This is a genomic window from Geodermatophilus sp. DSM 45219, assembly GCF_900104025.1.
Taxonomy (GTDB): Bacteria; Actinomycetota; Actinomycetes; order Mycobacteriales; family Geodermatophilaceae; genus Geodermatophilus.
The window spans coordinates 831515-853930 of the sequence record NZ_FNIQ01000001.1 but is presented as its reverse complement, the minus strand read 5'-3'; the positions used below and the strand labels follow the sequence as shown (position 1 = coordinate 853930).

The 22416-nt window shown below is 76.0% G+C and carries 24 protein-coding genes; 17 read left to right on the top strand and 7 right to left on the bottom strand.

Annotated features, from left to right (window positions below):
- Positions 1–4 precede the first annotated feature (4 nt).
- Positions 5–1351, top strand: coding sequence for a class-II fumarase/aspartase family protein (locus tag BLR12_RS04150; RefSeq protein ID WP_091373746.1), 1347 nt, complete (start codon positions 5–7; stop codon positions 1349–1351).
- A 20-nt stretch (positions 1352–1371) separates the two neighbouring features.
- Here the strand turns inward: BLR12_RS04150 and BLR12_RS04145 are convergent, their stop codons facing one another.
- On the bottom strand, positions 1372–1884 hold the full coding sequence (locus BLR12_RS04145) for a carboxymuconolactone decarboxylase family protein (RefSeq protein ID WP_091373742.1): 513 nt from the start codon (positions 1882–1884) through the stop codon (positions 1372–1374).
- A gap of 38 nt (positions 1885–1922) precedes the next feature.
- Between BLR12_RS04145 and BLR12_RS04140 the strand changes: the two genes are divergently transcribed.
- The 9 genes from BLR12_RS04140 (at position 1923) to BLR12_RS04100 (ending at position 11187) form a co-directional block, all read left to right on the top strand.
- Entirely contained in the window at positions 1923–3182 is a 1260-nt protein-coding gene (locus BLR12_RS04140; RefSeq protein ID WP_218120532.1) for a CaiB/BaiF CoA transferase family protein, read from the top strand.
- On the top strand, positions 3179–3964 hold the full coding sequence (locus tag BLR12_RS04135; protein WP_091373736.1) for an enoyl-CoA hydratase/isomerase family protein: 786 nt from the start codon (positions 3179–3181) through the stop codon (positions 3962–3964). Before BLR12_RS04140 ends, BLR12_RS04135 begins: the two co-directional genes overlap by 4 nt.
- A gap of 5 nt (positions 3965–3969) precedes the next feature.
- Complete coding sequence (locus BLR12_RS04130; protein ID WP_091373734.1) at positions 3970–4707, top strand: SDR family NAD(P)-dependent oxidoreductase; 738 nt, start codon at positions 3970–3972, stop codon at positions 4705–4707.
- A 35-nt stretch (positions 4708–4742) separates the two neighbouring features.
- Positions 4743–5756, top strand: coding sequence for an LLM class flavin-dependent oxidoreductase (locus BLR12_RS04125; protein ID WP_091373731.1), 1014 nt, complete (start codon positions 4743–4745; stop codon positions 5754–5756).
- On the top strand, positions 5753–6712 hold the full coding sequence (locus BLR12_RS04120; RefSeq protein ID WP_091373728.1) for an acyl-CoA thioesterase domain-containing protein: 960 nt from the start codon (positions 5753–5755) through the stop codon (positions 6710–6712). Before BLR12_RS04125 ends, BLR12_RS04120 begins: the two co-directional genes overlap by 4 nt.
- 5 nt (positions 6713–6717) lie before the next feature.
- On the top strand, positions 6718–7914 hold the full coding sequence (locus BLR12_RS04115; RefSeq protein ID WP_091373726.1) for a CaiB/BaiF CoA transferase family protein: 1197 nt from the start codon (positions 6718–6720) through the stop codon (positions 7912–7914).
- Between the two features lie 104 nt (positions 7915–8018).
- Positions 8019–8897: a citryl-CoA lyase gene (locus tag BLR12_RS04110; RefSeq protein WP_091373723.1), complete on the top strand. Its 879-nt coding sequence runs from the start codon at positions 8019–8021 to the stop codon at positions 8895–8897.
- Positions 8894–9979: an isocitrate/isopropylmalate dehydrogenase family protein gene (locus BLR12_RS04105; RefSeq protein ID WP_091373720.1), complete on the top strand. Its 1086-nt coding sequence runs from the start codon at positions 8894–8896 to the stop codon at positions 9977–9979. Before BLR12_RS04110 ends, BLR12_RS04105 begins: the two co-directional genes overlap by 4 nt.
- Complete coding sequence (locus tag BLR12_RS04100) at positions 9976–11187, top strand: CaiB/BaiF CoA transferase family protein (protein ID WP_091373718.1); 1212 nt, start codon at positions 9976–9978, stop codon at positions 11185–11187. Before BLR12_RS04105 ends, BLR12_RS04100 begins: the two co-directional genes overlap by 4 nt.
- Positions 11188–11203: 16 nt before the next feature.
- On the opposite strand, the gene BLR12_RS04095 is transcribed toward BLR12_RS04100, so the two are convergent.
- Positions 11204–12259: an AbrB family transcriptional regulator gene (locus BLR12_RS04095; protein ID WP_091373715.1), complete on the bottom strand. Its 1056-nt coding sequence runs from the start codon at positions 12257–12259 to the stop codon at positions 11204–11206.
- Positions 12260–12315: 56 nt separating this feature from the next.
- Between BLR12_RS04095 and BLR12_RS04090 the strand changes: the two genes are divergently transcribed.
- Positions 12316–13134: an SDR family NAD(P)-dependent oxidoreductase gene (locus BLR12_RS04090; RefSeq protein ID WP_091374368.1), complete on the top strand. Its 819-nt coding sequence runs from the start codon at positions 12316–12318 to the stop codon at positions 13132–13134.
- 1 nt (position 13135) lies between these two features.
- Here the strand turns inward: BLR12_RS04090 and BLR12_RS04085 are convergent, their stop codons facing one another.
- The 3 genes from BLR12_RS04085 to BLR12_RS04075 form a co-directional block, all read right to left on the bottom strand.
- Positions 13136–14107 carry a D-2-hydroxyacid dehydrogenase family protein gene (locus tag BLR12_RS04085; RefSeq protein ID WP_091373712.1) on the bottom strand — a complete coding sequence of 324 codons (972 nt, stop codon included), beginning with the start codon at positions 14105–14107 and terminating at the stop codon, positions 13136–13138.
- 116 nt (positions 14108–14223) lie between these two features.
- Positions 14224–15342 carry an NAD(P)/FAD-dependent oxidoreductase gene (locus BLR12_RS04080; protein WP_091373710.1) on the bottom strand — a complete coding sequence of 373 codons (1119 nt, stop codon included), beginning with the start codon at positions 15340–15342 and terminating at the stop codon, positions 14224–14226.
- Between the two features lie 72 nt (positions 15343–15414).
- Positions 15415–15984: an LOG family protein gene (locus tag BLR12_RS04075; protein ID WP_091373707.1), complete on the bottom strand. Its 570-nt coding sequence runs from the start codon at positions 15982–15984 to the stop codon at positions 15415–15417.
- Positions 15985–16039: 55 nt separating this feature from the next.
- On the opposite strand from BLR12_RS04075, the gene BLR12_RS04070 reads away from it, so the two are divergent.
- On the top strand, positions 16040–16507 hold the full coding sequence (locus tag BLR12_RS04070; protein WP_091373704.1) for an NUDIX domain-containing protein: 468 nt from the start codon (positions 16040–16042) through the stop codon (positions 16505–16507).
- Between the two features lies 1 nt (position 16508).
- Here the strand turns inward: BLR12_RS04070 and BLR12_RS04065 are convergent, their stop codons facing one another.
- A complete protein-coding gene (locus BLR12_RS04065; RefSeq protein ID WP_255363273.1) occupies positions 16509–17315 on the bottom strand; it encodes an endonuclease/exonuclease/phosphatase family protein in 807 nt (268 codons plus the stop codon).
- A 73-nt stretch (positions 17316–17388) separates the two neighbouring features.
- Here BLR12_RS04065 and BLR12_RS24275 point away from each other — a divergent pair, with 73 nt between their 5' ends.
- The 4 genes from BLR12_RS24275 to BLR12_RS04050 all read left to right on the top strand — a co-directional run bounded on the left by BLR12_RS24275 (position 17389) and on the right by BLR12_RS04050 (position 20466).
- Positions 17389–18276 (top strand): hypothetical protein, encoded by an 888-nt coding sequence (locus BLR12_RS24275; RefSeq protein WP_176832329.1) that lies wholly within the window; start codon positions 17389–17391, stop codon positions 18274–18276.
- Positions 18277–18305: 29 nt separating this feature from the next.
- Positions 18306–19196, top strand: coding sequence for a 1,4-dihydroxy-2-naphthoyl-CoA synthase (locus BLR12_RS04060; protein WP_091373702.1), 891 nt, complete (start codon positions 18306–18308; stop codon positions 19194–19196).
- A 199-nt stretch (positions 19197–19395) separates the two neighbouring features.
- Entirely contained in the window at positions 19396–19728 is a 333-nt protein-coding gene (locus tag BLR12_RS04055; RefSeq protein WP_091373699.1) for a hypothetical protein, read from the top strand.
- Between the two features lie 144 nt (positions 19729–19872).
- On the top strand, positions 19873–20466 hold the full coding sequence (locus BLR12_RS04050) for a TetR-like C-terminal domain-containing protein (protein ID WP_091373696.1): 594 nt from the start codon (positions 19873–19875) through the stop codon (positions 20464–20466).
- A 3-nt stretch (positions 20467–20469) separates the two neighbouring features.
- Here BLR12_RS04050 and BLR12_RS04045 read toward each other — a convergent pair whose 3' ends face one another.
- Positions 20470–21159 (bottom strand): TetR/AcrR family transcriptional regulator, encoded by a 690-nt coding sequence (locus tag BLR12_RS04045; protein ID WP_091373693.1) that lies wholly within the window; start codon positions 21157–21159, stop codon positions 20470–20472.
- A gap of 275 nt (positions 21160–21434) precedes the next feature.
- Here BLR12_RS04045 and BLR12_RS04040 point away from each other — a divergent pair, with 275 nt between their 5' ends.
- Positions 21435–22409: a Gfo/Idh/MocA family protein gene (locus tag BLR12_RS04040; RefSeq protein ID WP_091373690.1), complete on the top strand. Its 975-nt coding sequence runs from the start codon at positions 21435–21437 to the stop codon at positions 22407–22409.
- Positions 22410–22416: the final 7 nt, after the last annotated feature.

The window sequence follows — 22416 nt, the reverse complement described above, 5'->3', positions numbered from 1 at the left end:
GACCATGCCAGGGCACGTCATCGACTCCGAGATGTTCGGCAACAGCTACTCCACCCCCCGGATGCGTGAGGTGTTCGCGTCGCGCAGCGTCGTGCAGTCGTGGATCGACGCCGAGAGCGCGCTCGCGCGCGCCCAGGCGGACGTCGGGCTGGTGCCGCGCGAGGCCGCCGAGGAGATCTCCAGGCGCGGTCTCGTCGACGACTTCGACCTGGTGGCGCTCGGGGAGGGGATCGCGGCGACCTCCCACACGCTGATGCCGTTCCTGCGGCGCTACCAGGAACTCTGCTCCGAGGAGCACCGCGGCTACCTGCACTGGGGCGCGACCACCCAGGACATCGTCGACACCGGCACGGCGCTGCGGATGAGGCGCGCGCTCGACATCATCGCCGAGGACCTCGCCGCCGTGCGCGAGCGGCTGCGACAGCTCGCCGAGGAGCACGCCGAGACCGTCATGCCCGGGCGCACGCACGGCCAGCAGGCGCTCCCGATCACCTTCGGCTACAAGGTCGCCACCTGGCTCGCCGAGGTCGACCGCCACCACCAGCGGCTCGCCCAGCTGCGGCCACGGGTCCTCGTGGGCAACCTCAACGGCGCCGTCGGGACGATGGCGTTCGTGGGCGAGGTGGGTCTGGAGGTCCAGGCGAGGGCGCTCGGTGACCTCGGGCTGGGGGTGCCCGAGATCTGCTGGCACTCCTCCCGGGACCGGGTGGCCGAGATGGCCGGCTGGCTCGCGATGGCCGGCACCACGCTGGGCCGCATCGGCCGGGAGGTCTACCAGCTCCAGAAGACCGAGTTCGGCGAGCTGGAGGAGGCGTTCCCCGAGGGCAGGGTCGGCTCCAGCACCATGCCCCAGAAGCGCAACCCCGCGACCAGCGAGTCGATCGTCGCCAAGGCGGTGATCCTCAAGGCGCAGGCGCAGCTCGGGTACGACGCGATGATGCAGGAGCACGAGCGCGACAAGGCCCTGTGGCAGACCGAGTGGGAGTTCCTGCCGGAGATGTTCATGCTCATGGGGGGCATCACCGCCGACTCGCGGAAGGTGCTGGACCAGCTCGTCGTCGACGGCGACCGGATGCGCCGGAACACCGGGCTCACCGGAGGGCTGATCATGGCCGAGTCGATCATGCTCAAGCTGGCCGAGGTGGTCGGGCGCCACGAGGCCCACGACCTCGTCTACGACATCTCGATGCGCTGCGCGGAGACGGGGACCCCGTTCGCCGACGCGCTCAAGGCCGACGTCACCGTCCGCTCCGTCCTCGGCGAGGACGCGATCGACCGGCACCTGGACCCGCTGCGGTACACCGGACTGGCGGCGCGGATGGCGCGGGCCGCCGCCGCGCCGCCCGGCTGAGCGGCTGCCGCACCGGCCGGTCAGTGCTCGTCGCCGCCCACCTCGAGGGCGACGAGGAAGCGGGAGACCATGTTGTACGCGCCGATCGTCGCGGTCAGCTCCACCGTCGCCCGGTCGCCGAGCAGTGCCCGGACGTCCCCGAACAGGGCCTCGGGCACGCGGACGGCGCGGGTCATCGCGTCGGTGTACGCGACCACGCAGCGGTGGGTCGCGGAGAGGACGGTGAGGTCGCCGTCGTCGCGCAGGGCGTCGAGCTGTTCCTCGGGGAAGCCGGCGCGCACGAGCAGCGGGGCGTGCGCCCGCCACTCGTAGTCCGCGTCGTTGAGGACCGCGACGCGGCAGATGGCGAGCTCGCGCAGGTCCGCGGCGAGCTCGAAGCGCGACCGCACGGCGCCGAGCAGGGTGTTCCAGCCGTCGGCGAGCGGCTCGCTGTGCAGCAGCATCCGGTCCAGCGGGGTGAGGGTGCCCCCGCGACGCGCCCGCACCCGGTCGACGACCTCTCCGGTGGGTTCGGCGTCGGGCAGGCGGGCCATGGGGTCTCCTCGAGTCGGGCGGTCGTTTCCTACAGGATGTGGACTATGGTACGGATCACGACCAGGACGACGAAGGGAGCACCGTGCCGGCGCTGGACGGGTACCGCGTCCTGGACATGACCCAGGTGCTCGCCGGGCCGTACTGCACGATGTCGCTCGCGGACATGGGCGCCGACGTCATCAAGGTCGAGGGGCCGGACCGCACGTCGCGCAGGTTCGGGTTCGCGATGACCGGCGAGGACGGGGCCGCGTTCCTCGCGCTGAACCGCAACAAGCGCAGCTTCACCGTCGACCTCAAGGACGCCGACGGCCGCCGGGCGCTGCTGGCCCTGGTGGCCACTGCCGACGTCTTCGTGGAGAACTACCGCCCTGGCGTGATGACCCGGCTGGGCATCGACTTCGCGGCGTTGCGCGCGGTGAACCCGCGGTTGGTGTACGCCAGCATCTCCGGCTTCGGGCAGACCGGGCCGTACGCGGAGCGCCCCGGCTACGACATCATCGCGCAGGGGATGTCGGGGATCATGAGCGTCACCGGCGCCCCCGGCGGACCGCCGATGAAGGCCGGGCTGCCGGTCGCCGACCTGGCCGCCGGACTGATCGGCGCGAACGCGATCCTGAGCGCGCTGCTCGCCCGCGCGCGCACCGGCGAGGGCCAGTACATCGACACCTCGCTGTTCGACGCGGCGATGTCGATGTCGGTGTGGGAGAGCGCGCAGGTGTGGGCCACCGGCGAGGTGCCCGGCCCGCTGGGGTCGGCGCACCGCGGGTCGGCGCCCTACCAGGCGCTGCGCGCCGCCGACGGCCACCTGGTCGTCGCCGCGAACAAGCCGCACTTCTGGCGGAACCTGTGCGCGGTGCTCGGCCACCCGGAGCTGGAGCACGACCCCCGGTTCGCGACCAACGCCGACCGGCTGCGCAACCTGGACCAGCTGGTGCCCGAGCTGGAGGCCGGGCTGGCCGGTCGCACGGTGGCCGACTGGGTCGACACGCTGCTCGAGGCGAACGTGCCCGCCGGCCCGATCCTCGACTACGGGCAGTCGCTGTGCGACCCGCACACCGTGGCCCGCGGGATGGTGCAGGAGCTCGAGCACCCGGTGGAGGGCCGGATCCGCACGCTCGGCATCCCGGCCAAGCTCGGCGGGACGCCGGGCAGCCTGCGCCGGCCCGCGCCGCTCCAGGGCGAGCACACGGTGGAAGTCCTCCGCGAGCTCGGCTACGACCAGGACCGCATCGACCGGCTGCTCGCGCAGGGCAGCGTCCTGTCCTGCCCCGATCCCGTGGCCCCGGAGCTGCCGTGAGCGACCGCCCCCTGGTCCGGATCGACACCCCCGCGCCCGGCGTCGCCGTGCTCACCGTCGACAGCCCGCCGCGCAACGCCTTCGGGCCGGCGCAGGGGGCGCAGTTCCTCGCCGCCTTCGACCGGCTCGACGCCGACACCGGCGTGCGCTGCGTCGTCGTCACCGGCACCGGGACGGCGTTCCTCGCCGGCGGTGACCTGCGGGTGCAGCAGACCCTGGCGACCCGTGAGGACCGCGAGGCCTACGCCGACCACCCGCACGGGTTGAGCGCGGCGATGCGCCGCGTGGAGGAGGCCCGGGTCCCGGTGGTCGCCGCGATCAACGGGGACGTCGCCGGCGGAGGGCTGGAGTTCGCGCTGTGCTGCGACGTCCGGCTGGCCGCCCGCACGGCCCGGTTCGTGGCGGCCGGGGTGAACGTCGGGCTGATCCTCAGCTGGTACCGGCTGCCCCGCACCATCGGGCTGGGCCGGGCCAAGGAGATGCTGCTGACGGGTGCCGCCTACGACGCGGGGACCGCCGAGCGCTGGGGGCTGGTCACCGCCGTCCACGAGCCGGATGCGCTGCTGCCGGCGGCGCTCGAGCTCGCCGAGCGGATCGCCTCCCGGGCCCCGCTGTCGGTCGAGGCGACCAAGGCCTGCGCCAATCACGCCTTCGACCTGACGGCGGAGGTGGCCGGCCGGCTGCAGCGCGAGCGGTTCCTCGAGATGCTGGCGACCCGCGACCACGACGAGGCGCTCACCGCGTTCTTCGCCCGCCGTCCCCCCGTGTTCGAGCGGCGCTGACGGCCGTGGACCTGGGACTGGACGGGCGGCGCGTGCTGGTCACCGGCGCCAGCGGCGGGCTCGGCGCCGCCATCGCGGCGGCCTTCGTCGCCGAGGGCGCGCGCGTGCTCGCCGCCGGCCGCGACCCGGGCCACCCGGTGCCCGACGGGGTGGCGGCGCAGGTACGGCTCGACCTGACGGCGCCGGACGCCGCGCGGACCCTCGTCGACACCGCCGTCCGGGAGCTCGGTGGCCTGGACACCGTGGTGGCCGCGGCCGGCGGGGCCGTCCGGGGCCGGTTCGACGACCTGGACGACGGCGTCTGGGACGCCGGCCTGGAGCTCAACCTGCGCAGCACCGTGCGCCTGATGCGGGCCGCCCTGCCGCTGCTGCGGGGGAGCACGGCCGGCCGGGTGGTGCTGCTCAGCGCGCTCTCGGCGTCCGAGCCGCGGGCCGGGCACGTGGTCTCCAACGTCGGCAAGGCAGGCGTCACCGCGCTGGCCAAGACGCTCAGCCGGGAGTGGGCGCCCGACGGGATCCTGGTCAACGCGGTCGCGCCCGGGCGGGTGCGCAGCCGCCAGCTCGACCGCGCCTTCCCCGACGACGAGGCCCGTGCGGCCTTCGCGTCGCAGCACATCCCGCTCGGCCGTTTCGGCGCCGCCGAGGAGGTCGCCCCGATCGCCCTGCTGCTCGGGTCGCCGCGCAACACCTACGTCACCGGTCAGACCGTCGGCGTGGACGGCGGCATGGCCGCGTCCGTCTGACCCGCCACCGACCCGCACCCACCGGAGGAGTCCGCATGCAGTTCGGCGTCAACCTGCTGGGCCTGGCCCAGCAGCCCCGGGACCAGGACATGCAGGAGCGGTTCGCCGAGCTGCTCGAGTGGGTGCACGCCGTGCGCGACGCGGGCTACGACCACCTGACCATGGGGCAGCACTACCTCACCGCGCCGTTCCAGCAGTTCCAGCCGGTGCCGCTGCTGGCCCGGCTGATCCCCGAGACCGGGTCGATGCGGATGTACAGCACGATCGTCGCGCCGCTGCAGAACCCGGTGGAGCTGGCCGAGACCTGGGCCGGCCTCGACGTGCTCTCCGGCGGCCGGGTGGGCATCTGCCTGGCGCTGGGCTACCGCGACGAGGAGTACGCCGCGTTCGGCGTCGACCCGAAGACCCGCGTGCGGCGGCAGCGCGACATCGTGGAGACCCTGCGCCGGCTGTGGACGGAGGACGACGTCACCGCGGAGGGACTGGACTTCCGCCTGGACGCGCAGACGGTGACCCTGCGGCCGGTGCAGCGGCCGCACCCGCCGATCTGGATCGCGGCCAACGCCGACGCCGCCGTGGTCCGGGCGGCGCAGTGGGGGCTGCCCTGGAACATCAACCCGCACGCCACCCACGAGACGGTGGCCCGCCAGGTCGGCCTGTACGTGGACGCCTGGCGTGAGGCGGGGCACGTGGGCGAGCCGACCTTCCCGATCAGCCGCGAGGTGTTCTGCGCCGAGACGCGGGAGGACGCCGTCCGCCTCGCGTTCCCCTACCTCGGCCAGAAGTACGCCGCGTACGGCAGCTGGGGCCAGGACAAGGCGCTGCCGGGGGACGAGAGCTTCGCGATCCCGCTCGAGGAGCTGGCCGGTGACCGGTTCGTCATCGGTGACCCCGACGACTGCGCCCGGGAGATCGCTCGCTACGCCGAGCTGGGCGTCGACAAGGTGCACCTGCGCACCAACTGGCCGGGCATGCCGCTGGAGACCGCCCTCACCGGCATGCGGCTGTTCGCCCATGAGGTCGCGCCGCGGTTCCGGGACGGCCGGTGACCGAGGGCACCGTCGTGGACCGGCCGGCCGGGCAGGCTGCGCGACACCGGGCGCTGGAGTCGGTGGCGCGCACCCGGGCCGTGGGGCCGCACTTCTTCGGCAACTTCGTCGGCATCTCGGGCCGGGGCGCGGTCGGCGGCCGCGCGTCGCTGTCGCTCGACGTCGAGCCCGGTGACCGGCCGGGCGGGCGGATCTCGGCGACCGCGCTGGCGACGGTGGCCGACCTGACGATGAGCGCGGCGATCCGCAACCGGCTGGGCCCGCAGAACCGGCTGGGCACCATCACCCTCGCCGTCCACCACCTGGAGCCCGACGTGCGCGGCCCGCTGTGCACCGACGCCGTCGCGCAGCGCGTCGAGCTCGACGAGGAACGCGGCTTCGCCCGCTGCGACGTGCGCGACCCGGCGGGCACGCTGGTCGCGGCCGTGGAGGGCTGGTTCACCGCCATGCCGCTGCCGTCCGGTCAGCGGCTCGGCCCGGTCCCGTGGGAGCTGCCCGAGGACACCCCCGTCCCGCCCGTCGACGAGGCCGGCCTGGAGCCGGCCGAGCGAGCCGCCGTCGAGGCGTGCACGGCGGCGGGGGAGCGCGCCGCCGCGGCCGGCACGTCCGTCGTCGACGAGCTCCTGGCCGCGACCTGGTCCTCGCCGGCGGACGGCGTGGTGCGCGGCGTCCTCGGCGTCGGCGGCGAGCACGCGAACCGCGGCGGGCACGTGCAGGGCGGCGTTCTCTACGGGTTCGCGGCGCTGGCCGCCGGTCGGCTGGTCGGCGCCGGCATGCACCTGGCCGAGGGGCACCTGCAGTTCCTGCGGCCGGCCGCGGGCACCGCCGTGGTGGGCGAGGCCCGGCTGCTCCGCCAGGGGCGGCGGACGGCGTTCGCCGAGGTCCGGCTGCTGGACGGCGACGAGCTGGTGGTCACCGGCAGCTTCACGTTCCAGCGCGTGCCGGGCCGGGGGTGAGGTCGGTGCCGCTGCTGGACGGCGTGCGCGTCCTCGATCTCACCAACGTGCTGGCCGGTCCGTTCGCCGGCTACCAGCTGGCCCTCATGGGCGCCGACGTGGTGAAGGTCGAGGTGCCCGGCACCGGTGACCTGGCGCGGCACCTGGGCGCCGACCCCGAGCTGTCCGCCCGCGGGCTGGGCGTGTCGTTCCTGGCGCAGAACGCGGCCAAGCGCTCGGTGACGGTGGACCTGAAGCACCCGCGGGGGCGGGAGGTGTTCGGCCGGCTGGTGGCCTCGGCCGACGTCCTGCTGGAGAACTTCCGGCCGGGCGTGCTGGCGCGCCTCGGTTTCGGCTGGGAGGAGCTGCGGGCGATCCGCCCGGGGCTGGTCTACTGCGCCGTCTCCGGGTTCGGCCAGACCGGGCCCATGCGGGACCTGCCTGCCTACGACCAGATCGTCCAGGGACTGTCCGGCGTGATGAGCACGACGGGCACGCCGGAGACCGCCCCCCTGCGCACCGGCTTCCCGGTCTGCGACACCCTCGGGGGCTTCGCGGCCGCCTTCGCCGTCGCGGCGGCGCTGGTCCGGCGCGAGCGGACCGGCGAGGGCGCGTACCTGGACGTCTCCATGCTGGAGTCGGCGCTGGTCGCGATGGGCTGGGTGGTGTCGGACTACGCGATCGCCGGGCAGGCCCCGGTGCCCATGGGCAACGAGAACCGCACCGCCGCGCCGTCGGGCACGTTCCGCACCGCGGACGGTCTGCTCAACATCGCGGCCAACAAGCAGGAGCAGTTCGAGGCGCTGGCCCGCGGGATGGACCGTGCGGACCTGCTGACCGATCCGCGCTTCGCGTCGCGCGAGGACCGCAAGCGCCACCGCGACGCCCTGAGGGTCGAGCTGGAACGGACACTGGCCGCCCGCAGTGCCGATGCCTGGGTGGCGCAGCTGTCCGGTAGCGGCGTCCCGGTCGCTGCCGTGCTCACCGTGCCCGAGGCCCTGGACCTCGAGCAGGTCCACCAGCGCGGGTTGCTGCACGCCGTGGCCGTGCCCGGGGTGGACGACGAGGTGCGGGTGCTCGGCAGCGCCGTCCACGTCGACGGCGCCGCGGTCGGCCCGGCCGCCGCGCCCCCGCTGCTCGGCGAGCACACCCGCGACGAGCTGCGCCGGCTGGGCTACGCCGACGCCGAGATCGACGAGCTGTACGCGGAGGGGGCACTGTGAGCGGACAGGGGCGTGAGCATCGCAGCGAGGCGACCGCCGACAGGGAGGGAGCATCGCAGCGAGGAACGAGCGACGAGCGGACCGACCGCGGAGGCGGCCTGGGCATGGGAGCGAGGAGCGGAGCGCCCCGCGGGAGCGGACCGACCGGCCCTGCGACCGGGACAGCCGAGGAGGCCGCGGGCTGGTGGCGGACGGCGGTCTCGGAGACCGCTCCCGACGTCATCCGGTTCCGTGGCTACCCGGTCGAGCAGCTGATCGGCCGGGTCTCGTTCGTCGAGACCGCGTGGCTGCTGCTGCGCGGCGAGTTCCCGACCGGCGCGCAGGCGCGGTTGCTGGAAGCCGCCCTGGTGGCCTCGGTGGACCACGGGCCCCAGGCGCCGTCCATCGCCGCCGCCCGGATGGCGGCGACCTGCGGGGTCGGGCTGAACTCGTCGGTGGCCACCGGCGTGGGGTTGCTCGGCGACGTGCACGGTGGAGCCGGCCAGCAGTGCATGCAGCTGCTGGTGCGGGTGCGCGCGGCAGCCGGCGACGGCGCCGGGCTGGCCGACGTCGTCGCCGGGGAGCTGGCGGGTCTCCGGGAGCGGCGTGCCCACGTCCCGGGCTTCGGGCACCGCTTCCACGCCCGCGACCCCCGCCGCGACCCCCTGGTCGGGCTGCTGCGGGCGGCGGTCGAGGACGGGGTGGTGCCGGGTCACCACCTCGCCGTCCTGCTGGAGGTGGAGCGGCAGCTCGGTGGACGGCGCGGCACGGCGGTGCCGGTGAACGTCGACGGCGTCACCGCGGCGCTGTACTGCGAGCTGGGCTTCGCCCCCGAGCTGGCCCGCGGGCTGTTCGTGCTCGCCCGCTCCGTCGGCGTCCTGGCCCACGCGTGGGAGGAGACGCAGGCCGGGACCCGCATCAAGGGGCCGCTGCCGCCGTCGTTCACCGCGCCCTACGACGGCCCGCCGCTGCGCGACCTGCCCGACCTCGGGGGAGATCGATGACCCGCACGTACCGGCTGGGCTGCCTGCTCGGTGACGGGATCGGACCGGAGATCGTGCCCGCCGCGCGGCGGGTGACCGACGCCGCGCTCGCCGCGGCCGGAGCGCTGCCGGTCGAGTGGGTGGACCTGCCGATGGGGGCGGCGGCCCTGGCCGAGCACGGGGCGGCCGTGCCCGCGTCCACCAAGGCCGCGCTGGAGGAGTGCGACGGCTGGCTGGCCGGGCCGCACGACAACGAGTCCTACCCGCCCTCCTGGCGGGCGTCGGGCGAGCGGGCGCCGGGCGGCGAGCTGCGGCACGTCTTCGACCTCTACGCCAACCTGCGCCCGAGCCGCACCCGCCGGGGCGTCGCCGGCCGGGTGCCGCAGATGGACCTGCTGATCGTGCGGGAGAACACCGAGGGCTTCTACGCCGACCGCAACATGGCCGTCGGCAGCGGCGAGTTCATGCCGACGCCCGACCTGGCGCTGGTGGTGGGCGTGTTCAGCCGCCAGGCGGTGCGGCGGGTGGTGCGGCGGGCGTTCGCGCTGGCCGGAGAGCGGCGCGGGCACGTGACCCTGGTGCACAAGGCCAACGTGCTGCACCTGGCGTTCGGCATCTGGTTGGCCGAGTGCGAGGCCGCGGTCCGCGAGCACCCCGGCGTCCGGCTGGACACCGTGCTGTTCGACGCGATGGCCGCTCGACTGGTGCGCTCTCCCGGGTCCTTCGACGTGGTCGTCACCGAGAACCTGTTCGGTGACACCCTGTCCGACCTCGCGGGTGAGCTGGCCGGGGCGCTGGGCACGTCGGGCAGCCTGAACGCCGGCGACCGGTACGCGATGGCGCAGGCGGCGCACGGCTCGGCGCCCGACATCGCCGGTCGGGGGGTGGCCAACCCGGTCGGCATGATGGTCTCGTCGGCGATGCTGCTGGCCTGGCTGGGCGAGCGGCACGACGGCGCGGCCGCCGGCCGCGCCGCGACCGCGATCGAGCGGGCGATCGACTCCGTGCTCGCCTCCGGCGTGGCCACCGGCGATCTCGGCGGCTCGGCGGGGACGGAGGGGTTCACCGACGCGGTCGTCCGCGAGCTGGGTTCCCCGAGGTGACCCCCGACCCGCCGGCCGGGCCGCTCGCCGGTCTGCGCGTGCTGGACGTCTCGACGATCCTCGCCGGACCGCTGGCCTGCCAGATCCTGGGGGACTTCGGGGCCGACGTGATCAAGGTCGAGCACCCGGGCCTCGGCGACGCCCTGCGCACCCACGGCCTGGCCAAGGACGGCGTGCCGCTGTGGTGGAAGGTGCTGTCCCGCAACAAGCGCACGGTGGGGTGCTACCTGGGGGACCCCGACGGCGCCGAGGTCTTCCTGCGCCTCGTCGAGACGGCCGACGTCGTGGTCGAGAACTTCCGCCCGGGGAAGCTGGAGTCCTGGGGACTCGGCTACGACGTGCTCAGCGGGCGCAGTCCGGGCCTGGTCCTCGCCCGGGTCACCGGCTTCGGCCAGACCGGGCCCTACCGGAACCGCCCGGGCTTCGGCACGCTGGCCGAGGCGATGAGCGGCTTCGCCGAGATCACCGGGTTGCCCGGGGGCCCGCCGACGCTGCCGCCCTTCGGCCTGGCCGACGGGATCGCGGGCATGGCCCTCGCGTCGGCGATCACGATGGCGCTGTACCACCGGGACGCGGGGGGTGGCCGGGGACAGGTCATCGACCAGAACATCCTCGAGCCCATCGTCACGGCGCTCGGGCCGCAGCCCACCTGGTACGACCAGCTCGGCCACGTCCAGCGGCGCACGGGCAACCGGTCGGGGAACAACGCCCCCCGGAACACCTACCGCACCGGGGACGGCCGCTGGGTCGCCGTCTCGACCAGCGCGACCGTCGTCGCCGAGCGGGTGCTCCGGCTGGTCGGCCACCCGGAGGTCGTCGGCGAGCCCTGGTTCGCCAGCGGTCGCGAGCGCGCGCTCCGGGCCGACCTGCTCGACGAGTACGTGGGCGGGTGGATCGCGGCCCGCACGCGCGACGAGGTGCTCGCGGCGTTCGAGGAGGCGCAGGCCGCGGTCGCCCCCGTGTACGACGTGGCCGAGCTGATGGCCGATCCCCACGTGCAGGCGACCGACATGATCACCGAGGTCCCCGACGAGGACCTCGGTCCGGTCCGGATGCAGAACGTGGTCTCCCGGCTGTCCGAGACCCCGGGCTCGATCCGGTGGACCGGCCGGCGCCTGGGCGCCGACACCGACGCCGTCCTCGGGGACGAGCTCGGCATCCCCGCCGAACGCCTGGCCGAGCTGAGGGGCCGGGGGGTGATCGCCTGACCGCGTCGGCCGGGCCTCAGCGGTTCCGCAGCAGGCGCGCCAGGGGTGGTCCGGCCAGCAGCATGACCAGCATGCGGAGCACCTGCACCGCGAGCACGACGGTGCCGTCGGCCCCCGACCCGGTCGCCACGGCGAGGACGACGAAGATCCCGCCGGGCGTGGTCGCGAGGTAGCCGTCGAGCGGGCTCAGGCCGGTCAGCTCGCTGAGCAGCACGCCCAGCCCGCCGCTTCCCACGATCAGCCCGACGATCAGGGCCAGGCCGGCCGGGAGGACCCGGCGCAGGGTCCGGAGGGTGCCGGGCGTGAACCGCAGCCCCACCTGGGCGCCGACCACGGCGAACGCCGCCGCGGTGATCGGCCCGGGCACGCCCTCGAGCAGGGGGACGTCGAAGGCGGCCAGCACGGCGGTGACGACCAGTGGGCCCAGCAGGCTCGGTGCCGGCAGGTGGGCCAGCCGCCCGAGCAGCGCGCCGACCGCGGCGACCGCGACCACGACGAGGGTCGCCAGCGGCCACGGCGCCGAGCCGCCCGCGGCCAGCGTCCCCTGCTCGCCGCTGCCGTCGAAGAGCACGACCACCGCCAGGGGCATCAGGACCACGATCAGCAGCACGCGGAGGTACTGCAGCACGGCCACCAGTCGCCCGTCGGCGCCCAGCTCGTCGCTCACGGCGACGATGCCGGCGGCCCCGCCGGCGATCATGCCGAAGGTCGCGGTGGTCCGGTCGACCGGCGCGAACCGGGCGAGCAGCAGCCCGGCCAGCACGGTGAGCAGCAGGGTGGCGAGGGTGATCAGCGTGATCGGCAGCCAGTAGCCGGCCAGGGTCGCGAGGGTGTCCGGTTGCACGAGGACGCCCATGACGACGCCGATGACCGCCTGTGCCGCCGTGCCCAGCCACGCGGGCGTGCGGAGCTCGTCCCTGGCGAGGAGGGCGTGGGCCAGCCCGACGAGGAGCCCGGCGAACAGGTGCGGCGAGGGGAGCCCGGCCCGCTCCAGTGCCACCGCCACCCCGGCGACGACCCCGGCGAGGAGGACCAGTCGAAGCGCCCGGCGACCGGCATGGGGTGCGCACATCCGGTCGGTCCTCTCGACGAGGCATTTCCTACAGGATGTTGAGTATGGTCTTGCTCATGGACGGTGGAGCGCGCGGGTCGGGACGACTGGCCGGCAAGGTGGCGATCGTGACCGGCGCGGGCAGCGTCGGACCCGGGTGGGGCAACGGCCGCGCCGCCGCGGTGCGCTTCGCCGAGGAGGGCGCCCGGGTCTTCGCGGTCAACCGCGACGAGGCCTCGCTGGCGGAGACGCTGGACGAGGTGGCGCAGCGGGGCGGGACGGCGGTCCCGCACATCTGCGACGTGACCGATGCCGAGGCGGTCGCGGCCATGGTGCGGGCCTGCACCGAGGAGCTCGGCACCCCGGACGTGCTGCTCAACAACGTCGGCGGCTCGCGGGCCGGCGGGGCGGTGGAGATGACCGAGCAGCTGTGGCACGAGCAGCTGGACGTCAACCTGACCAGCACGTTCCTCACCTGCAAGGCGGTCCTGCCGTTCATGGTGCAGGCCGGCCGCGGCGCGATCGTCAACACGTCGTCGACGTCGGGCATCCGGTGGACCGGTGCCGCGCAGGTGGCCTACTCGGCGTCCAAGGCGGGGGTCATCGCCTTCACCCGCGCGGTCGCGGTGCACCACGCCCCCGACGGCATCCGGGCGAACACCGTCGTCCCGGGCCAGCTGCACACGCCGATGGTCGAGGCCCGGCTGGCCGGTCAGCGCGCGGGCGGGGACGTCGAGGCGCTGCTGGCCCAGCGGCAGGCCCGCATCCCGCTCGGCTTCATGGGCGACGGCCGGGACACCGCCGCGGCGGCGCTGTTCCTCGCCTCCGACGAGGCCCGCTTCGTCACCGGCACCGAGCTGGTGGTGGACGGCGGCATGTCGGCCCGCTGCGACTGAGCTACCGGGGCCGCTCCGGCGCGGCGAGCACCCGCACCGGCGCACCGGTGAGGAACCCGGCGACGTCCTCGACCGCCTGGCCGTAGAAGACGTCGTAGGTCGAGTCGGTGACGTAGCCGAGGTGCGGGGTCAGGACGGTGTTGGGCGCCGAGAGGATCGCCGCCCCGGGCCGCACCGGCTCGTCGTCGTAGACGTCCAGTCCCGCGCCGGCGATGGTGCCGTCGTGGAGCGCGCGGACGAGCGCCGCCTCGTCCACGAGCGGGCCGCGGCTGGTGTTGACCAGCACCGCGGTGGGCTTCATCGCAGCCAGCTCGGCCGCGCCGACGATCCCGCGCGAGCGGTCGCTGAGCCGCAGGTGCAGCGAGACGACGTCGGACTCGGCGAGCAGCCGTTCCTTGCTCACCGCCTCCGCGCCCACCTCCGCCGCCCGCTCGGGGGTCAGGTTCTGGCTCCACGCCAGCACCCGCATGCCGAAGGCGACCCCCACCTGCCCGACCAGCCCGCCGATCCGGCCCAGGCCGACCAGGCCCAGGGTGCGGCCGCGCAGCCCGGTGCCGACCGTCTGCTGCCAGCGGCCCGCGCGCGTCGCGGCGTCCTCGGGGACGACGTGCCGGGCCAGCGCGAGGACCAGCCCCCAGGTGAGCTCGGCCGGCCCCGACGAGTCGCTCTGCGTGCCGCAGACGGTGATGCCGAGCCCGGCGGCCGCGGCCATGTCGATCGACGCGTTCTGCATGCCGGTGGTCACCAGCAGCCGCAGCTCGGGCAGCTGCTCGAGGACCGCGCGCGGGAGCGGGGTGCGCTCGCGCATCGCGACGACGACCTGGTGGCCGCGGAGCAGCTCCACCAGCCGCCCGGGGTCGGGGACGTGCTCGCGCAGCGGTGTGACCTCGGTGTCCCCGGGCAGGTCCGCCCAGCGGCCGTGGCGCAGCGCCACGCCCTGGTAGTCGTCGAGCACGGCGATGCGGACGGTCATCCGGGGTCTCCTCGCAGCCGGGTCGGGAGCCACCGTAGCGAGGTGTCCGCAGGTCAGCCCGCCGTCCCCGGGGTTGCCTTCCGCGCGCGAGAGCACCCTGAGGGACGGCGGGCGCCTCAGCGCGCGGCGGCCAGCCGGCGGGCCGCCGCGGCCAGGGTGCGCCCGGTGAGCCGGCCCTCGGCCAGCCCGAGCGCCACGACCTCGTCGAAGACCCGCTGGTCGGCCGCCGCGGCGCGGACGGTGGCGTCCATCAGCCGGGGCCAGCGGGAGAGCTCGGAGGCCGCGCGGGTGCCCCGCAGGTGCGCGCCCAGCCGCTGCCGCAGCGCGTCGCGGTACCCGGCGCCCGCTCCGGCGCCGGCGGACCACGCCCCGCCGGCCAGCGCGCCGGAGAGGACGGCGTAGAAGATGCCCTCGCCGGTCAGCGGGTTGACCAGCGACGCGGCGTCCCCCGCGAGCAGCACCCGGCCGTCGGGCAGCCGCGGGCGGCCGGTCGACAGCGGCAGCCGGTGCGCGCGCAGCTCCTCCGGTGCCACCCCGGGCAGCAGCCGCTGCAGCCCCTCGACCAGCGCGGCGCGGGTCGCCCCGCCCGAGACCAGCTCGCCGTAACCGACGTTGGCCCGCCCGTCGCCCAGCGGGAAGGACCACGCGTAGGCCGGCCAGCGCTGCTCGGTGGTCACCAGCACCTGGGTGGCGCCCTGCCCGGGCAGCGCGGGCGCGTAGCCGCGGATGGCCACCGCCAGTCGGTCCGGGCGGTTGGACCCGAGCCCCAGGGCCCGGCGGACGACGGACTCCGCGCCGTCCGCACCGACCAGCACGCCCGCCCGCAGCTCCCCGTCGACGGTCACGCCGTCGTCGTCGGCGACCACGGTGCGCACGGTCCGCCGGCGCAGCTCGGCCCCCTGCGCGCGTGCCGCGGCCAGCAGCCGGGCGTCGAAGACCGCCCGGGGGACGACGGACGACGGCCGGTGCGTGTCGCGCTCCACGACCGCCCCACCCGGGGACCGCAGCGACAGCCGGGGGACCGGCGGGTAGCCGGCGACCAGCGCGTCCGGGTCGACCCCGAGGCCGGCCAGCACGTCGAGGGCCTCCGGGGCGATGCCGTCGCCGCAGACCTTGTCGCGGGGGAAGTCCGCGCGGTCGAGCACCAGCACGCGCGCGCCGCCGCGCCCCGCGGCCAGCGCGGCGGCGGATCCGGCCGGGCCGCCCCCGACGACGACGACGTCCCAGCGCTCCACCCGCCCGACGCTACGGCCCCCTGCAGGGTCCCGCCGCCTGCCCGTCGCTGCCTTTGTCGCGACATTGGCGGTTCAGGGCGGGGTGGGCGCCCACTTGCGGGCCGGGTGCTCGTAGCGCTCGACGAAGGCGACCAGCTCGTCGGCGTCGGTCACCACGCCCAGCGCGTCCAGCCGGCGGCCGTCGAGGTAGCCGTCGTCCACCATGCGGCGCAGCTGGTCCAGCAGCGGCTGCCAGAACCCGTCGACGTCGGCCAGCACGACCGGCTTGGCGTGCAGGCCGAGCATCCCCCAGGTCCATGCCTCGAACAGTTCCTCGAGGGTGCCGGCGGCCCCCGGCAGGGCGACGAAGGCGTCGGCGAGCTCGGCCATCCGCGCCTTGCGCTCGTGCATCGACTGGACCACCTCGAGCTGCGGCAGCCCGGTGTGCGCCAGCTCGTCGTCCACCAGGTGCTGCGGGATGACGCCGACGACGGAACCGCCGGCGGCCAGGGCGGCGTCGGCGACCACGCCCATCATCCCGGCGCGCCCGCCGCCGTAGACGATGCCCACCCCGGCACGGGCGAGCCCGGCGGCGAGCCGGATGGCAGCGGTCCGGTGGGACGGCGGTCCGCTCTGGGACCCGGTGAAGACGGCGACGCGCACGACACCGAGCCTGGCACGGCGGCGCCGGCACCCCGGACGGGGTTCACTGGAGCGCGTGCTCTCTCCGACCGACGGCTGGGTGACCTGCGCGCTCGGCCACCGGCACTGGGGACGGGTCGGCGCGGCCGGGCTGCTCGTGCACCGCGCCGGCCTAGACGGCCCGGAGCTGCTGCTGCAGCAGCGGGCGACCTGGTCGCACCACGGCGGCACCTGGGGGACGCCGGGTGGCGCCCTGCACGCGGGGGAGAGTCCCGAGCACGGTGCGCTGCGCGAGGTGCAGGAGGAGCTGGGGCTGTTGCCGCGGGACCTCGAGCTCGGCGCGACCTCCGTCGACGACCACGGCGGCTGGTCGTACACCACGGTGCTGGCCCGCCCGCTGCGCGGCATCGAGCCCGGGGACCTGCGGCTGGACGGCGAGAGCGAGGGCGTGGCCTGGGTGGCGCTCGACGACCTCGTGTCGCTGCCGCTGCACCCGGGCTTCGAGGCGTCGCTGTACCGCCTGTCCGACCTGCTCTCCGCCTGACCTACGCCGGGGTCACCGTCACGGTGAGCGCCCGGTGGTCACCGACCGGGAGCACGGTGGCCGCCGCGTCGCGCCCGCGCAGCCCGTCGCCGACCGCCAGTAGGTGGTCCAGCTGCACCCGCGGGCCGGACGCCGGGAAGCTCGGCTCGCGCACCAGCGGGGTCGCCCCCAGCAGCCGGGCGGGTACGCCGCCGGGCAGGTTCAGGTCGCCGGCCAGCAGGACCGGCCCGGCCATCCCGGCGATCCACCGGCGCAGCCGCAGCAGCTGGCGGACGGCGGTGTGCGGGGCGAACGACAGGTGGGTGGCGACGACGGTCAGCGGCCCCAGCCGGGCGGCGACGGCGGCCCGCGGCTCGTCGGGGAACCACCACCAGCGCAGCCGGCCGGTGCGCGGGTCGGGGCCCTGGACCGGCAGCCTCGCCCGGCCGGTGCCCAGGTCGAGCACCGACCACTCCAGCACCGGCAGCCGGCTGAGCAGCGCGATCCCGTAGAGCGGGCCGTCGCCCGGGGTCCGGGGGCCGCGCAGCAGCGGCCCGGCCGGCGACCAGTTGCGGAACGGGTCGGGCGTGCCGGCGACGGTCGCGGCGCCGCGCCAGTCGACGGCGCCGAGCCCCGCGGCCAGGACGGCGGCCTGGTCGGTCCCGTGCGAGCGCGGCTGCCCGGCGTCGACCTCCTGGACGGCGAGCACGTCGACGTCCAGGCCGGCCACGGCCTCCGCCAGCCCCGCGGCGCCGAGGACGGGCCCTGCCGCGCTGCGGCCCGAGGCGACGTTCACGGTGCCGACTCGCACGGCGGGCGCCCCGGACACCCCGGCGACGGTACCCGGGCGGCCGGGACGGCGTCCGGCGCTCGACGTGCCGCAGCGTGCGGGGACGCCTACCTTGTGTACCGCCCCGTTCCCACCGCTCGAGGAGTCGGCCCTGTCCGCCCGCCCCCGCCACCTCGCCGCCGGCCCCGACTCCCCGCGGCGGACCCGGGCCACTGTGCTCCCGGAGGCGCTGCGCGCCCGGGCGCCCCTGGCACTGTTCCTCCTGGCGGGCCTCCTCGGCGCCGCGGCGCTGCTGATGATCGCCGTCGCGCCCGCTCCCACCGGCAGCGGCGCGCGCGTCCCGGACGCGGCCACGGACATCCCCGCCGACACCGGCGACGAGGGCATCGGCCCGGCCGCCCGGCAGCCGCCGCAGGTCCCCGCGGCCGCCGCGACGCAGACCCGGGTCGGGGTGCCGGCCGGCGGACCCGGTGGCGCGCCGGCGGTCCCGGGCACCCCGGTCACCGGCGACCCGGCGGCCCCGGGCGCCGGTGTGGTCCCCGCGGGCGACCAGCCGGCCGCCGTCGCGCCGGGCGGCTCCGCGGGTGCCGGCCCCGGCGGCGGGGGCGGCACCACCTCCGGGGGCGGCGCGGCACCGGCCGGGCAGGGGAGTGGCGGCACCGCGGCCGGCCGGCCGGCGGGCGGCCAGGGTGCCGCGACCGGCGGCTCGACGAGCGGTACCGGCGGCTCGACGACGGGCGGTACCGGCGGCTCGCCGGGGGGCGGCGGCTCGACCGGCGGGGGCGGCAGCGCCCCGGCCCCCGGCGGCAGTGCTCCCGCGCCGGGCGGCGGTGGCGCCCCTGCGCCGGGCGGCGGTGCCGGCAGCCCTCCCGCGCCGGACGGCGGCGGTGCCCCGGCACCCGAGGACGACTGTGCGTGCGAACCGGTCGGCGAGGTCACCGACGGTGTCGAGGACGTCGTCGGCGGCGTCGGCGGGGTGGTCGGCGGCCTCCTGCCGTGACCGGCGGGGAGCGGCGCTAGGTTCGGTCCATGACCGCCCGCGACGACGTCTCCGAGATCTTCGACAGCGCGGCGTGGCAGCCGGTCGAGGGCTTCGACTTCGCCGACATCACCTACCACCGTGCCGTCGACGCCGGGATCGTCCGCATCGCGTTCGACCGGCCCGAGGTCCGCAACGCCTTCCGGCCGCAGACCGTCGACGAGCTGATCACCGCCCTGGAGCACGCGCGGCTCTCGACCGACGTCGGGTGCGTCCTCCTCACGGGCAACGGCCCCAGCCCGAAGGACGGCGGCTGGGCCTTCTGCTCCGGCGGCGACCAGCGGGTGCGGGGGAGGTACGGCTACGAGCACGACCAGGGGCGCAGCAGCGGCCGGCTGCACGTGCTGGAGGCGCAGCGGCTCATCCGCTTCATGCCCAAGGTCGTCGTCTGCGTCGTCCCCGGGTGGGCCGCCGGCGGCGGGCACAGCCTGCACGTCGTCGCCGACCTCACGCTGGCCTCCGCGGAGCACGCGCGCTTCAAGCAGACCGACGCGGACGTCGGCAGCTTCGACGGTGGCTTCGGGTCGGCCTACCTCGCCCGCCAGGTGGGCCAGAAGCACGCCCGGGAGATCTTCTTCCTCGGGGACGAGTACTCCGCCGAGGACGCCCACCGCATGGGCATGGTCAACCGGGTGGTGCCGCACGCCGAGCTGGAGCGCACGGCCCTGGACTGGGGACGGCGGATCGTGGCCAAGAGCCCGACCGCCCAGCGGATGCTCAAGTACTCGTTCAACCTGATCGACGACGGGCTGGTCGGCCAGCAGCTCTTCGCCGGGGAGACGACCCGGCTGGCGTACATGGCCGAGGAGGCCGTCGAGGGCCGGGACGCGTTCCTGGAGAAGCGCGACCCGGACTTCTCGCGTTTTCCCTGGCACGTGTGACGCCGCGGTGGGCACCGCAGTGGGCGAGGAGCAGGGCCGGGGCGCAAGACGTGTGTGGGCACGGCACGTCTGAGGTACCGCAGGTCCGGCGACGCGGCCCCCTCCAGGGCCGGCCCCGTCCAAAGGCTCGCCACGAGCCGGCGAGCGGTGAGGAGGACGGGGTCCTCCTACGGGTGTTGGGGAGAAGGAGGTCCTCCTGGTGATCGTCGAGGTGGTGGGTGGCGCCGACGAGGTGCCCGAGGTGCGGGTGGTCGACGTCGACGACCTGACCCGGCTGCACCTGGCACTGGGGGCGGTGACCGACGAGGAGGCCGACGAGGCGCTGCGGGAGGCGGGCCTGGGCCGGCTGGAGGACGACCAGACCGGTGTCCTGGACGTGGCCGCGCTCCGGGCGGCGGCCGAGCCGCAGGCCGGGACCGGCGACTGGGCGCAGCGCTGGGACAGCGTGGTCGCCGAGGCGGCGGGTGCGGGGCGGCTGGTCGACGACGGCGCCGGCCTCCAGGTGCAGGTGGAGAGCGCGGCCGGGGCCTGACCCGGGAGCCGGCGGCCGCGCGGACCAGCTTGTTTCCGGAACATCACATCGCTGAAAATCGCGAGACGTTCCGGTGTCATCGTTGTGGTGGTTCCAGTTGCGCGTCACCATGTGCACCGTGACCCACATTCCACAGGTCCCGGCGTGAGCGGCACGCCGGGGCGCCCGCTGAGCGCCGAACTGTCCGAGCAGCTCCTCTCCGTCGCCGTCGACATCCTCGCCGACGAGGGCTGGGGCAAGCTCAACAGCGACCGCGTCGCCGCCCGCGCCCGGGCCGGCAAGGCCGGCATCTACCGTCGCTGGCCCACGATGGCGGCGATGGCCCGCTCGGCCGTGGGCGGCTTCACGCTCGTCCGCGTCCCGCCGGACCAGGGCTCGCTGCGCGACGACCTCGCCGCGCTCCTGGACCGGTGGCGCCGGCCCCTGGACCGCGAGGAACGCGCCGCCGCCAGCCTGGTCGGCGCCGCGCGGCACGACGAGGACCTCCGCGCCGGGCTGGACGCCGCCCTCGTCCGTCCCCTCGCCGAGGCCATCGCGACGATCGGCGCCCGGGCGGCCGACCGGGGCCAGGAGGTCCCGGCGGTGCGGCTGGCGCTGCTCGGCTCGGTCATCGAGGCCTTCTGGTGGCAGCGCTACACATCCGACCGGGGCGCCATGTCCCGCGAGGAGGTGGTGCGGGTGCTCGACGAGGTGCTGCTCCCGCTCGTCGCGCCGGACCAGGAGAACGCCTCGGTCTGACCGTCAGCCGGTGGGGCGCAACCCGCCGGGCGTCGACGACGTCAGTGCCGAGCCGAGGCCGGTGAACACCTGGTCGGCCACCGAGCAGGCCAGGGCGACGCCTTCCTCGGTGTCGGCCGGCAGGCCGGTCGACCCGCTCAGGACGCCCCGGTGCTGGACGATCAGCGTCCGGACGGCGGCCAGCCAGATCGCGGCGGTGACCGACGCGGCGGTGTGCGGGTCGGCCGGGACGGTCGGCGCGCCGCCCCCACCGGTCCAGGCCTCCATGAGCGCGTCGGCCAGCCGGGTCACGGCCTGGTGGTGCAACTCCCGCTCGCGTGCGCGCAGGGCGGGCGAGGCCTCCAGCGTCGCGGCGAAGGCCCGGCCCTCCGGCGTCGACAGCTGCCGGACGTGCGCGGCGACCCGCTCGACGAGATAGGCGTGCAGGGCCTCGAGCGGAGGCGTCCCCGGGGCGCGGGTGCGCACCGCGTCCGCGGGGGCCTCGACCCACGGGGTGTGCCCGTCGAAGAAGAGGTCCTCCTTCGTCGGGAAGTGGTTGAAGACCGTCTGGACGGCGACGTCCGCGGCCGCCGCGATGTCGGCGATGGTGACCGCCTCGAACCCGCGCTCGGCGAACAGGGCCTGCGCGGTCTCCCGGATGAGTGTCCGGGTCTGCGCCTTCTTCCGGGCGCGCCGGTCGATTACCTCACTCACGGTGTTAGGCTAACTCCGCTCCGTACGCAGGGTCGGGATGCCCCGCGTCACCGGCCCATTGTGCGCCCGTGTCGGTCGTCCAGCACGGCGCGTCCCCACGTCTCGACGGGAACGGGCAGGTCGGTGACGTCGAGGTGGGACACCGCGGGCCGCCGGCGCGCCGGCGTGGCGCCGTCCGGCCGCACCGCCGGCGCGGACGCTGCGGGAGGGGTTCCTGCGGCCGCCCCTGCTCCCACCTGCGGTTGCGCCGTCGGCGGGCGGGGCAGGACGTCCGCATGGGTGAACCCGGCAGCACCGCTCCCCGTGTCCGCGTCGGCCTCGTCGGCGCGGGCGGCGTCGGGGCCCGGCACGCCCGGACGCTGGCCGGTTTCCCCGACGTGGAGCTCGCCGGGGTCGCCGACGTCGTCCCCGGCGCGGCCGACGCGCTCGCCGCGGAGCTGGGGGTGCCCGCCCTCGACGACGTCGACCGGCTGCTCGCCCAGCGGCTGGACGCCGTGTGGCTGTGCGTCCCGCCCTTCGCCCACGGCGAGCTGGAGCTGGCCGCCGTCCGGGCCGGTCTGCCGTTCTTCGTGGAGAAGCCGCTGGCCAACGGGGTGGAGGTGGCCGAGGAGGTGTCGCGCGCCGTCGCGGCGGCCGGGCTGCCCACGGCGACCGGGTACCACTGGCGGCACCTGGACACCGTGGCCGCCGCCCGGGAGGTCGTCGCCGCGCACCGGCCCCGGCTGGTCGGCGCCACCTGGCTGGACAAGGTCCCGCCGCCGGCCTGGTGGTCGCGCCGGGAGCGGTCGGGCGGGCAGGTCGTCGAGCAGCTCACCCACGTCCTGGACCTGGCGCGGCTGCTGGCCGGCGAGGTCGTCGAGGTGCGCGCGACCGCCGCACCGTCCACCGCCGAGGGGCGCGACGTCGACGACGCGACCGCCGCGCTGCTCACCTTCGACTCCGGTGCGGTCGGCACGGTGAGCGCCGCGTGCTCGCTGCCCGGCAAGCTGCGGGCCGGTCTGGACGTGGTGTGCGACGGGGCGGCGGTCGAGCTCACCGAGACCTGGCTGACCGTCACGACCGCGGCCGGCGCCGACCGCCGCGAGCCGCAGGTCGACGCGCGCACCGCGGTCGACCGCGCGTTCGTCGACCTGCTCGCCGGTGGCGCGCCCGCCGAGGGGCTGGTCGACCACGCCGAGGCGCTGCGCACCCACCGGGTGGCGGTGGCGATCGCCGAGTCGGCCCGGACGGGCGCGGCCGTGCGGCCCTGAGGTCCGG

What these genes read in the sequence shown, in the direction of transcription:
- BLR12_RS04150 (WP_091373746.1), top strand. Translation starts at nt 5, where the DNA reads ATGCCAGGGCACGTCATCGACTCCGAGATGTTCGGCAACAGCTACTCC.
- BLR12_RS04145 (WP_091373742.1), bottom strand. Translation starts at nt 1,884, where the DNA reads ATGGCCCGCCTGCCCGACGCCGAACCCACCGGAGAGGTCGTCGACCGG.
- BLR12_RS04125 (WP_091373731.1), top strand. Translation starts at nt 4,743, where the DNA reads ATGCAGTTCGGCGTCAACCTGCTGGGCCTGGCCCAGCAGCCCCGGGAC.
- BLR12_RS04110 (WP_091373723.1), top strand. Translation starts at nt 8,019, where the DNA reads ATGGGAGCGAGGAGCGGAGCGCCCCGCGGGAGCGGACCGACCGGCCCT.
- BLR12_RS04105 (WP_091373720.1), top strand. Translation starts at nt 8,894, where the DNA reads ATGACCCGCACGTACCGGCTGGGCTGCCTGCTCGGTGACGGGATCGGA.
- BLR12_RS04095 (WP_091373715.1), bottom strand. Translation starts at nt 12,259, where the DNA reads ATGTGCGCACCCCATGCCGGTCGCCGGGCGCTTCGACTGGTCCTCCTC.
- BLR12_RS04090 (WP_091374368.1), top strand. Translation starts at nt 12,316, where the DNA reads ATGGACGGTGGAGCGCGCGGGTCGGGACGACTGGCCGGCAAGGTGGCG.
- BLR12_RS04085 (WP_091373712.1), bottom strand. Translation starts at nt 14,107, where the DNA reads ATGACCGTCCGCATCGCCGTGCTCGACGACTACCAGGGCGTGGCGCTG.
- BLR12_RS04060 (WP_091373702.1), top strand. Translation starts at nt 18,306, where the DNA reads ATGACCGCCCGCGACGACGTCTCCGAGATCTTCGACAGCGCGGCGTGG.
- BLR12_RS04040 (WP_091373690.1), top strand. Translation starts at nt 21,435, where the DNA reads ATGGGTGAACCCGGCAGCACCGCTCCCCGTGTCCGCGTCGGCCTCGTC.